The following is a 12997-nucleotide window of genomic DNA, read 5'->3' on the forward strand; positions in this document are numbered from 1 at the left end:
TACTCATACGCCGGTGCCATCCACACATTTAGTAACTATATACGCAAACAGGTTTCCCGCAAGTTTTTAAACTTAGCAGTAGAGGCTACTTAAAGATTTTATAAATTATTTTTTCAAGCAGTAGGGGATAGCGCCTTTTTAAGTTACATCATTATATAAACCATAATTAAACTTCGTTCAAATTGCCCTTAATGAAAAAGAAACTATCGGCAGATATTTTGGAAAAATATTTCAAAGGTGATTGCAATGAAAATGAAATTGCCGAAATAAACTCATGGTACAATTCATTTGAACATGATGAGGATGATATTTCTGATCTGCCGGATCTGGAAAAAGAGTTATTCAAGGATCTGATGTTGAATAATATCAGGGAAAATATTAAAAAGACCGAAGCTGATAATGTAATTAATTTAAAGAGAACAAAATTTTACCGCTCCCTACTATATTTTATTAGCAGTGCTGCCGCTATACTTTTAATTGCGTTTTTTCTCAAAAGCAAAATGCCGCGTATTTCTCCTGTGGAAGATAAGGAGGAGTTAGTCATTAACAATATGACAAACACCATTCACAAAATGGTACTTTCTGATGGGAGTAAGGTATGGTTAAGCCCCAATTCGCAACTAACTTATTTAAAGGTATTTGATAAGCACAGCCGACAGGTTGCGCTAAGCGGCGAGGCTTTTTTTGAGGTAACCAAAGATCATAGTAGGCCCTTTTCAATTTATAGCGGAAAAATAACAACCAAGGTATGGGGTACAAGTTTCCGCATCAGATCTTATAAAAACGATATTCCCAAAGTTGATGTGGTTACCGGTAAGGTTTCAGTAAGTATTTATAAAGTAAACCGTGCGACAACTGATCTAAGCAGCCCGGTTCAAACTAATCCGGTACAGGAAGTTATGCTGACGCCTAACCAGGAGGCCATTTACGATACAAAATTAAATACATTAAAAAAGAATACCGAAATAAAGGATACTACTATAAATATCTGGAAAAAGACAAATGTATCTTTTGATAATACGCCTATGGCGGATGTATTTAAGGTGCTCAATAAAAAATTCAAAGTTCATATTTGGTCGGCAGATAAGAAAATTAATGCCGATTACTTAAATGCTGATTTTACAGATGAGAGTTTACCGGCAATTATGGAAATGCTGAAAAACACGATGAACGTAAACTATGCAATTAATGGTAGCGAATTTGTTCTGGTAAGTAATAGATAACCCAATTATAAATAACAGGCCTAATTAAATGATGAACGATATGGAAAAACCCTAAACCCAATCCTCCAATTTCTTGGAAAAAGAATAGGAGTGCTGATGACACTCCTAAACCTTTTGAAACCCGTGATAGAACGCCTTAAAATAAGGTGAACGGGTCTTTTTGTCTCTTTTTTTAACAAAAAATAAACGATTTAAATTTATGAAAATTTATTTACAAAATCATTTTGACTGGTGTAAGATCATGAAAATCACTTTTAGTCAGATAGTAATAATACTCATTTTTACAGGGATGTCATATGCTACAACCAGCAAAGGGCAGGCTGTTTTACAGCAACGCTTTGATGTAAATATTCACAGCACCAGCCTTGGCACAGCCCTGAAACAATTAGAGAAAGAAGCGAGTCTGAAATTTGTATACCCTAAAAGCTTAGTAGCCGGAGAAGAAGATGTAGCTATTGATGCAAAGCAGCAAACTTTAGGCGAAATACTTACCGCAATTTTGCAGCCCAGGGGAATTGCCTTTGCCTATATAGGCGACCGGATTGTATTGAGTAAAATTAATCAACCGGTAAATGAAACGGAACAGAAAACTCCGCAAACAGATGCTACTGTGCCTGCCGATAATAATACAAAAACCGTAACAGGTAAAGTAACCGATGAGGAAAATATGCCTTTGCCGGGTGTCACCGTTAAAATTAAGGGTACATCATTAGGCACACAAACCAATATTAAGGGTGAATATTCACTAAGTACCCCTGATGCGGGCGCAACCCTTATTTTTTCATTTATTGGTTTTGTGCAACAGGAAGTATTAATCAATGGGCAAAGTACTATCAATATACAGCTTAAAGGAACACCCAGCAATTTAAATGAAGTGGTTGTAATTGGTTATGGTAGCCAAAGAAAATCAGATGTTACAAGCGCAGTTGCAACAGTACAGGCAAAGGATTTTGTTTCAGGTCCTGTTACAGATGCAGCAGCACTTCTTAAAGGAAAAGTAGCAGGGCTTTCTGTTTCTAATCCTTCGGGCGATCCAAACGCACAGTCACAAATCATTTTAAGGGGTATCAATACAATTGGTGGCGCTAATACCGCACCCCTTGTAATTGTGGATGGTGTTCCGGGTGATCTTTTAACGGTTGCCCCGGAAGATATTGCTGAAATTTCGGTTCTGAAAGACGCATCAGCTACAGCTATTTACGGTGTAAACGGATCGAATGGTGTTATTATTATTACTACAAAGCATTCTAACGGAGGTATTACTGAAATTAGTTATAATGGTAGTATTAGTACGCAACAAATAAGTAGGGCACCCAAGTTACTTACCGCTCAGGATTATCGGAACCAAATAGCCGCGGGCACACGGGATTCGTCTTACGATAAAGGAAGTTCAACTGACTGGATGAAAGCCATTGAAAATAAGTTTCCATTATCAGAACTTCAAAATTTAACTTTTAGGGGTGGCAATAACCAAACCAATTATCTGGCATCGCTCGATTACCGTTTCCTGAATGGTATATTCCAGCAATCAAATCATCAGCAAATAACAGGTAGGGTTGATATCAATCACTCGATGCTAGATGGTAAATTAAAATTCAACCTGGGTTTATTGCAAACCAATTTTAATGACCTGCCATTCAATTACTATGATTACGAACAGGTATTTAAAATGAACCCAACTGCACCTGTTAAAGAACCTAATGGCAGCTATTACCAGGAGCCCAATAATTTTGAATACCAAAACCCGGTATCCGATATTTATAATACGGATCAGCCACAGTCGTCATATAGGGATAAATATAACGCCACCATCACCATTTTACCGGTTGATGGGCTCCGTTTAGTAGCCACAGGCTCTTATCAAAAGAGTGGTTATTTAAACCAATATTTTGCCAATTTTCAAAATATATCAACTATTCGTGATGCTCAAAATGGTGTTGCAAGTACCGCTAGCGGGCAATCTATCGACAGGTATTTAAACCTTTCTGCAGAATATTCAAAAGCAGTGGGTGATCATCATTTTGCATTGCTGGCAGGCTATGAGTACCAGGATGATGATACCTTTAATTCAAGCATAACCAATCATGATTTCCCAACTGACGATTCCTCACTTGGCTATAATGATATAGGCCTGGGCGCAGCACAAAAAAATGGCCTGGATGTTATTGGAAGCTCACGTTATCAAACAAATCTGATCAGCTACTTTGGAAGGTTTACTTATAATTACAAAGATAAATATCTGTTATTGGCAAGTTTGCGTATTGATGGTGCCAGCCAGTTATACGGTGCAAAAGAACCTTATGGTAAATTTCCTTCAGTACAGGCCGGATGGAGGATCACCAAAGAAGATTTTATGGCAGATCAGCACATTTTTGATGACCTGAAATTACGCATAGGCTACGGTGTTACCGGCAACCAGCCGGCTGCTGGTTTCCTTGGTGTAGGCCTACTGGGCTATGGAAATTATATTTTATATAACGGACAATGGATACAAACCCTGGGCCCAAGCCAGAACGCCAACCCAGATTTAAGGTGGGAGCAAAAACATGAAACTAATCTTGGTTTAGATTATGTTATGTTTAAGGGGCTGATAAATGGCACTATAGACGTATACGATAACAAAACTACCGGTCTTTTGTATAATTACCAGGTGCCAAGTCCTCCAAATTTATATCCCAACACCGAAGCTAATGTGGGCACATTGGAAAATAAGGGTATCGAGGTCGCAATTAACGTTAATCCAATCAGACAGAAAGATTTCCAATGGACCAGTGGTTTCACCTTCTCAACAAATTCAAATAAACTGATCAGCCTTTCAAATGATTTGTACAAGGCAACAGTTCCGTATTTTGTAACAGGTAATACGGGCGATCCTATAACCACCTCTACCAATATTGTACAGGTTGGGCAACCAATAGGCCAGTTTTTTGGGTTTAAAGTTGTGGGGGTATCAGCAGATGGGAAATGGATATACCAGGAACCAAATGGCAAGGATGTTCCCTACGATCAATTCAATCACGCTTTCTCAGATAAACAAGTACTTGGTAATGGTTTACCAAAATATTATGCGGGATGGAACAATACCATAAATTATAAAAATTGGGATTTCAGTGTAACTATGCGTGGTGCCTTCCATTTCCAGATATTAAATTCATTAAGGATGAATTATGAAAATACATCCGTGCAAAACTACAATCGTTTAGCCTCCTCACAGGATAAGGTGTTTGGTACAGCTGTATTAAATTCAAACATTCCGGAGGAGTTTAATAGCTACTATATAGAAAACGGGGATTTTTGGAAAATCGATAATATCAATGTAGGGTATACCTTCAAACAGGTGAAATCGAAATATATCCGCAACATCAGGGTGTATGTGTCAACATTAAACACATTCACTATCACCGGGTATAAAGGAACAGATCCGGAGGTGCCGCTTACTGGTGGCAGTGCACTTTCTCCAGGTGTGGAATCCCGTGATGCTTACCCATCTGTCAGGACCTTTACGTTAGGGTTTTCAGCTCATTTTTAATGAACCAAATTCAAAAGCTAAATATCAATTAAGATGAAAAAGATATATTTTATAATTAGTGGGATAATTATTCTTGGCGGGCTTTATTCCTGTACGAAATTGGATGACAAAGATCATGCAACCATCGTGGCCAGTCAGTTTACGCCGGGCCCGGGTGATGTTGCTGCCCTGGTAGGTGTACCATATACCAATTGGCGAACCTTAGAGTTAGGCAGGAGCGCCAACGCGATATGGCGGACCAATGAAATATCAGCAGATGAAACTGTAATCCCCAAACGACCAAATGGTTGGGTAGATGGTGGCGTTTATCAGCGTATGCATTACCATAAATGGACAGCAGATGAAGATAACTGCTACCAGATATGGACAAATGCCTATGCGGGAATTACCAATTGTAACCGCCTGCTTTATCAGATAGATGATGGGTTAATTCCGGTAACGGCTGCAACCAAAGTTCAGGTCGAGGCAGAATTAAAAGTACTGAGGGCCTCATTCTATTATGCGTTGATCGATTTTTTTGGAAACGTGCCGATAATTACCAAATTTGATGTGCCGGCAGGATTTTTACCGGCGCAAAGCACAAGGGCACAGGTGTATACATTTATTATTTCTGAGCTGACCACAAATATACCGCTTCTGAGTGCTACCAATGATGCAACCACCTATGGCAGGTTTAATCAATGGGCCGGTTATGCTTTACTGGCTAAAATGTACTTAAACGCGGGTGTATACACTGGTACACCAGACTGGGCCGACTGTATAACTGCTTGTAATCAGGTTATTAATTCAGGTTTATATACCCTTGAACCTGTTCAGGCCAGCGTTTTTGCAACAGAAAATCAAAATTCAAAGGAGATTGTTTTTTCTATACCTTTTGATAACGTATATACAGCTGATGGCAGTACAGCCTGGACATTGCACATGGAAACATTGGAACCCGAAAACCAGGCTACTTATAATTTCCAGAACTCGCCATGGGGTGGTATTTGCGCTATCCCGCAATTTATCAGTACGTTCGATGCTGACGATAGTAGATTGGCAGACAATTGGATACAAGGACAGCAATATAGTTCGTCAGGAGCTATTCTGATTGGCCAATTAGGTGCTTATACAGGCAAGCCACTGGCTTACATAAATCAGCTTCCGGGAGTAGATTCATCCGAAGAAGTTCATGGTTTCAGACTTGGTAAATACCAGATTGCCAATGGCGAACTGGTAGGTATGAGCAACGACTTTCCATTGTTCAGGTATGCTGATATTTTGATGATGAAAGCCGAAGCTTCACTTAGATCAGGTGATGCTGGTACGGCTGCAACACTGGTTACACAGGTTAGGCAGAGGGATTTTGCCAGCAACCCAGCCAAAGCTACGGTTACAGCAGCACAGCTTAGTCAGCCAACTGTTTATGATTATGGGTTAAGGAACCACCTCGCAACCACGCACGATGTAGTAAGCGATATACAATATGGCAGGATGCTGGATGAGTTAGGATGGGAGTTTGCACAGGAAGGTCGCCGCAGGCAGGATTTGATCAGGTTTGGCGTATTTACTACAAAATCTTGGTTATCACATTCGCCAAATGGCACTTACAGAACTTTATTGCCAATTCCAACAAGTGCAATTCAAACAAATGGCAACCTTAAACAAAATACAGGATATTAATAATAAAGATATTTGTAAGTTGGTTACTTATAAATTGGTTAGTACTATAGCATAGTACATGATTTCTGAACATAGGACAGTATACTGTCCTATGTTTTTAAGCTTTTATTAAAACAGTGGTTGATGAAGAATATGAAAATGAAAAATCTGCTAATTGTAGCCCTATTGTATGCCGGTGCAGTTAACGCCCAGGTAAAAGATTACCCTATACAGCCGGTAACCTTTACAAAAGTAAAACTTGACGATAAATTTTGGTCGCCGCGGATTGAAACCAACCGCACGGTAACTATACCTGCATCGTTTGCACGCTGCGAGAATACCGGCCGGGTTAAGAATTTTGAAATGGCTGCCGCGAGAAAGGGTGCATTTTGCACCAAGTTCCCTTTTGATGACACTGATATTTATAAAACGATAGAAGGTGCATCATACTCAATGGCAGTGCATCCTGATCCCAAACTGGCCGCTTACGTTGATTCCCTTATCACCATTGTAGGTAAGGCGCAGGAACCTGATGGTTACCTTTATACCGCCCGTACTATTGATCCCCTGCACCCGCACCCATGGTCGGGCCCGGAGCGGTGGGTAAAGGAAAATGAGCTGAGCCATGAGTTGTATGATTCGGGCCATATGTTTGAAGCCGCCAGTGCGCATTATCTGGCAACCGGCGAAAGGAATTTTTTAGACATCGCGCTAAAAAATGCCGACCTGCTGGTGAAAACCTTTGGTCCCGGCAAAAGGCACGTAGCTCCCGGACATGAAATTGTAGAGATGGGCCTTGTGCGCCTGTATCGTATAACCGGCAAAAAGGATTATCTGGACCTGGCCAAGTTTTTTATTGACGAAAGAGGCAAGCGCCAGTACGATAAGACTGCTAATGATGAATGGAAAAACGGTATGTATTGGCAGGATAATGAGCCGGTTGTTGACCAGGATGAAGCCGAAGGGCATGCTGTGCGTGCTATGTACCTGTACTCAGGCATGGCTGATGTTGCTGCTTTAACCGGCGATAAGCAATATATAGATGCCATCGACCGCATTTGGAACAACATGATCAGCAAAAAAATATACGTACAGGGTGGCATAGGTGCTGTACCTAACGGCGAGCGTTTCGGCGCGGATTATGAGCTGCCGAACGCTACAGCATATAATGAAACCTGCGCCGCCATAGGCGATGTGTTCTGGAACCAGCGCATGTTTTTATTGCACGGCGATTCAAAATATATTGATGTGCTGGAGAAAGTGCTTTATAACGGGTTAATATCGGGTGTAGGGTTGGACGGTAAATCATTCTTCTACACCAATGCCATGCAGATAACCGATGGATTTACGCACCCCGCAATGGAGCCAACCAGATCGGGATGGTTTGAGTGTTCATGCTGTCCGACTAATATGGTACGTTTTCTACCGTCATTGCCGGGTTATATCTATGCGCAAAAAGGTAACAGCATATATGTGAATCTCTTCATTGCAGGTACAGCAAATATCAGCCTGAATAATAAAAATGTTAAGATCACACAGGTTAATAATTACCCATGGAGTGGCGCGCTGTCGCTTAATGTTGAACCGCAAATGCCTGCGCGCTTTAATGTACTGGTGCGCATACCAGGCTGGAGCCGTGCAAAGGCAATACCATCTGATCTGTATAGTTTTGAAAATACAACACCATCAAATATCATCATCAAACTTAATGGTCGCCCTGTAAAATACATCCTGCAAAATGGTTATGCGGTTATTAATAACCAATGGAAAAAAGGTGATAAAATAACACTGAATTTACCAATGGACGTTAAGGAAGTAATAGCCAACAAGGCTGTAAAGGTTGATAGCAATAAAGTTGCTTTACAGCGCGGCCCGATCATGTATTGCGGCGAATGGAAGGACAATTCAGGCAAAGTGAGCAATGTTATTATACCGCGTAATACCACTTTTAAACCAACTTATGAAGGCGATCTGTTAAATGGCGTAATGGTATTAAAAGCTGAGGTGCTGAAAAGAGATAGCTTATACGGCAAGGTTAAAAAAGCAGAATTTACCGCTATTCCTTATTATTCATGGGCAAACAGGGGTAAGGGCGAAATGATGGTTTGGTTTCCGCAAAGTGTGAATGCAAAGGAACTGGTTGCTAAATAAGCGATATTTATAATACATGGAAAAACGGTTATCAAAGCGAAAATTAAGCTGGTTCAGGGCTTTTGCTGTAGTTATACCCTTAATTATTTTAATAGTTACCGAATTGCTTTTACGCGTTTTTGATTACGGACATGATACCAGCCTGTTTATCCCTTACCCGGATAACACTGATTATTGGGTAATGAATAAGTATGCCTCCGAGCGCTATTTTACAGATACCGCGAATGCCACCAAAGGAAGCATTGAGCCATTTAAAATTGAAAAAGCACCAAACACATGCAGGATCTTTGTCTTGGGCGAATCAACAACTGCCGGGTATCCGTATTTTCATAACGGATCATTTCACCGCTGGCTGCAATACCGTTTAATGCATACTTATCCCAATGTAAAGTTTGAGATAATTAACGTTTCCCTTACCGCTGTAAACTCCTATACGGTGCTTGATTTTGGTAAGGAGGTAGTAAAATATCAACCTGATGCAGTATTGGTATACACCGGTCATAATGAATATTATGGTGCTTTGGGTATAGGCTCAACCAGCCATATTGCCAATAACAGATTTTTAGTTAAAACGGTGCTTTACCTGCGCAAATTCCGGCTGGTGCAGTTGTTTGATAATATCATCAATAAATTTAAAGCCACACCGTCAGGAGGAATCGATCAGCGAGACAACCTGATGAAAAGGATGGCTGGTAAGCAGCAAATTCCGTATGGTTCACCAGCCTATCTGGCCGGGATCACCCAGTTTCAGGATAATATGGATGAACTTTGCCGGTTGATGCAGGATAAAAAGATCCCTATGTTTTTAAGCACCCTGGTAAGTAATGAAAAGGATATCAAACCATTTATAAGCCAGCAAGGCAGATCCGAATCAGCTGATGAACAGTTCAATTTAGCCAATGCATCATACAAAGCCGGTAAATACGTATTAGCCAAACAACAGTACGATGAGGCAAAAGAACTGGATATGCTGCGTTTCAGGGCGCCTGACGCCATGAACCAGATCATTGTAAAACTCAGCCAAAAATATAATGATGTTCATTTGGTTGATACAAAAAGTGTATTCGAACAACATTCACCAAATGGGGTCCTCGGAAATGAAACTATACTGGAACATGTGCATCCTAACCTTTATGGTTACGCGTTGCTTTCTGATGCGTTTTATCAGGCTATAGAAACCGCGCATCTTATTAATGCCAAGCCAGCACAGGAAATGTCGTTTCAGCAATTGCTAAAGCAAATGCCGGTAACTAAGGTCGATTCATTAAATGGCGCTTACACCATTATGATGCTGGAAACAGGCTGGCCCTTTAATAAACCTATCCCTGCTGATTTTAAACGGGGAAATACCGTTGAAGAGCAGCTGGCAGGCGCGTTATCAACCGGCAGGATCAATTGGCTCGACGCGATGAATCAATTGTTTCAGTACAGTATGAAAGCAAATGACAAAGCCACTGCCTTAAAAGCTGTTGAGGCTGTAATGCTCGAATATCCGCAAAATACCACTTACCAGGTATATGCTGCACGTTTAAGTTTTGATCAGGGAAATTATGCTGATGCCATATTTTATTTTAAGCGATTGTATGATAATGACCCCTCGCTCACTAATACAGAAAATATGTACCTTGTATTATTAAAAACAGACAGGCCGGGCGATGCTGTTCCATATATCGGATCTGCCATGAAAATACCTGGCAGTAATCCACAGCTTAATAGTTTATTATTAATAGTAAATGAGATTGTCGATCTTGAAAAAAAGTTGGCTGTTGCGTCAAATGATATAAATTTGCGTGAGCAGATCGCCATGGACTATAGTAAAATAGGTGTTAACGAGGCTGCTGCAAAATACAAACAAACGCAATGATATGAGCGATGAGAATAGGAAATTTGGTTTTATAGTTGGTGGGGCTTGCCTGGCCATAGGTGCTTATAAGCTGGTTTTTCATCATCCTTACTTTATTGTTTTTGGCTGTATTGGTGGCGTATTGATATTATCGGCCCTGCTTGTGCCAGTGGTTTTAAACCCTTTACGTATATTGTGGGATAAAATAGGCCATATTTTAGGTTTTATTAATACGCATGTAATATTGTTTATTGTTTTTTTTCTGCTGATAACGCCTATAGGTTTTATACGCAGGCTAGGAAATAAAAATTTACTTGGCCTTAAAAAGGTTAGGAACAAGGATAGCTACTGGCAGCCCGTAAACATTACTGAAAATAGCTCCCTCAAACAACAATTTTAATAATACGATGGAAGTGATCGCCGAATTTTTCTTGTTCCTTAAATCCCGGAAACGTCTGTGGTTATGGCCATTGGTCATATTTTTCCTGCTACTCGGCTTGTTACTTATCCTGGCCCAGGGATCGGTGCTTGCGCCTTTTATTTACTCGCTGTTTTAGGTATGTACATACTGGGTATATCCGCTTATTTTCATGATAGCGCAGCCTGTTTGCTTAAAGATGATCACATCATAGCTGCTGTGCAGGAAGAGCGTTTTACCCGTAAGAAAAATGATGATAGCTTTCCGGAGCAATCCATCAAATACTGTTTGCGCGAAGCCGGGATAACATTAAAGGATGTTGGCTACGTGGTTTTTTATGAGAAGCCATTTTTAAAATTTGAACGCCTGCTGGAAACCTATTTTGCCTTTGCGCCTGATGGCTTCGTATCGTTTTTAAAAGCTATGCCGGTATGGATAACGGAAAAACTGTTCCTGAAAAGGAATTTAAGGAAAGCCCTGAAAAATATCGATGCCGAATGGAATAATGAGTTGTTATTTACCACCCATCACCAGTCGCACGCGGCCTCGGCATTTTATCCATCTCCTTTTAATGATGCCGTTATCCTTACTGCCGATGGCGTTGGGGAATGGTCTACAACATCGGTAGCCATCGGCAATAAAAATGATATTAAATTTGTAAAGGAGATCCGTTTCCCAAGTTCTATAGGCTTATTGTATTCAGCTTTTACCTATTACCTGGGTTTTAAGGTTAATGTTGATGAATACAAAGTAATGGGCCTGGCGCCTTACGGAAAGCCGGTTTATGTTGATGTTATATTGAATAACCTTATCGATTTAAAGGATGATGGCTCATTTTGGCTCGATATGCAATACTTTAATTATTGCACCGGCCTTACTATGACATCATCACGATTTCATGAATTATTTGGTAGTAAGCCACGCGTCCAGCAACAGGAAATTACGCAGTTCCATATGGATATAGCCTGCTCTATTCAGGCAGTTGCCGAACAGGTAATGCTAAAAATAGCCACTGCCTTATACAAGGAGTATAAGCTGGAGAATTTATGCATGGCAGGTGGTGTTGCCTTAAACTGTGTGGCAAATGGCAGGATCCTGAAAGAATCGGGTTTTAAAAATATATGGATCCAACCCGCGGCAGGTGATGCTGGCGGCGCATTAGGAGCGGCATATGCAGTTTATTATCAATATTTAGGCAATAGCAGGGATGAAACAGCGCATGATAAAATGCAAAACGCGCTTTTAGGCCCTCATTATAATACAGCCGATATAAAACAGCAACTAATAAGCAATGGCATAGCATTTAAAGAACCTGCACCTGATGATTATTATAAAACGATTGCCCGGTATATAGCAGACGGCAAAGTGGTGGGTTATTTTAAAGGGCGAATGGAGTTCGGCCCCAGGGCGCTGGGTGCCCGCAGTATAATTGCCGACCCCCGCAATGCGGACATGCAGTCGATACTCAATCAAAAAATAAAATTCAGGGAATCATTCAGGCCTTTTGCACCCGCTATATTGGAGGAATATGCCGCTGATTTCTTTGAAACAGATGTGCCGAGCCCCTATATGTTGGTGGTGGCTGATGTTAAGCCAAATTGTAGATTACCACTTTCTAATCAGGATGAGCAACGCTCAGGATTCGAAAAGTTAAAAATAGTCCGGTCAGTTATACCCGCCGTAACACACGTAAATAACTCTGCCCGTTTACAAACCGTTAACAAAACTCTCCATCCCGATTTTTATAACCTGATTAATGCATTTTATGAACTCACCAATTATCCATTACTTATAAATACTTCATTTAACCGTATGGATGAGCCAATTGTAAATACCCCGGTTGAGGCTTTGGCGTGTTTTAATCAAACCGGCATGGATGTATTGGTGCTTGAAGATTTAATAATAACAAAAAGTAGTTCATAGTTGCGGTTGCTGCATTTTTGTTATGTTCTTGGTTTCTATCAACACCATAAACTCCAAGGGGCCGCCTTCTTTACCACACCCGAAACATTTAAAGATATTTTTAGCCGGTGCTACCATAAAGGAAGCCGCATTATCCTGATGAAAGGGGCAATTACCCTTTAATACGTTCCTGCTTTCCCGGAGCAATACATACCCGGATACAATTTTAACCAGGTCGGCGTTAATTTGAACAGAAGAGACGTTGGTATTTATAGAAGACATATAATGTA

The 12997-nt window shown here is 40.6% G+C and carries 9 protein-coding genes; 8 read left to right on the forward strand and 1 reads right to left on the reverse strand.

The genetic code is table 11. The features are described 5' to 3' along the window. The first annotated feature begins 191 nt into the window (after positions 1–191). The 8 genes from BLU33_RS05955 (at position 192) to BLU33_RS05990 (ending at position 12728) form a co-directional block, all read left to right on the forward strand. Complete coding sequence (locus BLU33_RS05955) at positions 192–1223, forward strand: FecR family protein (protein ID WP_091370297.1); 1032 nt, start codon at positions 192–194, stop codon at positions 1221–1223. Between the two features lie 199 nt (positions 1224–1422). Beyond that, positions 1423–4752, forward strand: coding sequence for a SusC/RagA family TonB-linked outer membrane protein (locus tag BLU33_RS05960; protein ID WP_091370300.1), 3330 nt, complete (start codon positions 1423–1425; stop codon positions 4750–4752). Positions 4753–4785: 33 nt separating this feature from the next. Beyond that, entirely contained in the window at positions 4786–6414 is a 1629-nt protein-coding gene (locus tag BLU33_RS05965; RefSeq protein ID WP_172829220.1) for a RagB/SusD family nutrient uptake outer membrane protein, read from the forward strand. Between the two features lie 123 nt (positions 6415–6537). Then, positions 6538–8544, forward strand: coding sequence for a glycoside hydrolase family 127 protein (locus BLU33_RS05970; RefSeq protein WP_197684567.1), 2007 nt, complete (start codon positions 6538–6540; stop codon positions 8542–8544). Positions 8545–8560: 16 nt separating this feature from the next. Then, the gene (locus BLU33_RS05975; RefSeq protein WP_091370305.1) at positions 8561–10408 is read left to right on the forward strand and encodes a GDSL-type esterase/lipase family protein; all 1848 of its coding nucleotides are present in this window, start codon (positions 8561–8563) and stop codon (positions 10406–10408) included. Between the two features lies 1 nt (position 10409). Then, complete coding sequence (locus tag BLU33_RS05980) at positions 10410–10787, forward strand: SxtJ family membrane protein (protein WP_157682063.1); 378 nt, start codon at positions 10410–10412, stop codon at positions 10785–10787. A 7-nt stretch (positions 10788–10794) separates the two neighbouring features. Continuing rightward, a complete protein-coding gene (locus tag BLU33_RS25485) occupies positions 10795–10944 on the forward strand; it encodes a DUF5989 family protein (RefSeq protein ID WP_091370309.1) in 150 nt (49 codons plus the stop codon). A gap of 2 nt (positions 10945–10946) precedes the next feature. Next, entirely contained in the window at positions 10947–12728 is a 1782-nt protein-coding gene (locus tag BLU33_RS05990) for a carbamoyltransferase family protein (protein ID WP_091370311.1), read from the forward strand. Here the strand turns inward: BLU33_RS05990 and BLU33_RS05995 are convergent. Continuing rightward, a complete protein-coding gene (locus BLU33_RS05995) occupies positions 12723–12989 on the reverse strand; it encodes a CHC2 zinc finger domain-containing protein (RefSeq protein ID WP_091370313.1) in 267 nt (88 codons plus the stop codon). The genes BLU33_RS05990 and BLU33_RS05995 overlap by 6 nt on opposite strands. Between the last annotated feature and the right edge of the window lie 8 nt (positions 12990–12997).

This window comes from Mucilaginibacter mallensis (assembly GCF_900105165.1).
Lineage (GTDB): Bacteria > Bacteroidota > Bacteroidia > Sphingobacteriales > Sphingobacteriaceae > Mucilaginibacter > Mucilaginibacter mallensis.

Coding starts and splice junctions, on each gene's coding strand:
- BLU33_RS05960 (WP_091370300.1), top strand. CDS start 1,423: ATGAAAATTTATTTACAAAATCATTTTGACTGGTGTAAGATCATGAAA.
- BLU33_RS05955 (WP_091370297.1), top strand. CDS start 192: ATGAAAAAGAAACTATCGGCAGATATTTTGGAAAAATATTTCAAAGGT.
- BLU33_RS05980 (WP_157682063.1), top strand. CDS start 10,410: ATGAGCGATGAGAATAGGAAATTTGGTTTTATAGTTGGTGGGGCTTGC.
- BLU33_RS05965 (WP_172829220.1), top strand. CDS start 4,786: ATGAAAAAGATATATTTTATAATTAGTGGGATAATTATTCTTGGCGGG.
- BLU33_RS05990 (WP_091370311.1), top strand. CDS start 10,947: ATGTACATACTGGGTATATCCGCTTATTTTCATGATAGCGCAGCCTGT.
- BLU33_RS05970 (WP_197684567.1), top strand. CDS start 6,538: ATGAAGAATATGAAAATGAAAAATCTGCTAATTGTAGCCCTATTGTAT.
- BLU33_RS05995 (WP_091370313.1), bottom strand. CDS start 12,989: ATGTCTTCTATAAATACCAACGTCTCTTCTGTTCAAATTAACGCCGAC.
- BLU33_RS05975 (WP_091370305.1), top strand. CDS start 8,561: ATGGAAAAACGGTTATCAAAGCGAAAATTAAGCTGGTTCAGGGCTTTT.
- BLU33_RS25485 (WP_091370309.1), top strand. CDS start 10,795: ATGGAAGTGATCGCCGAATTTTTCTTGTTCCTTAAATCCCGGAAACGT.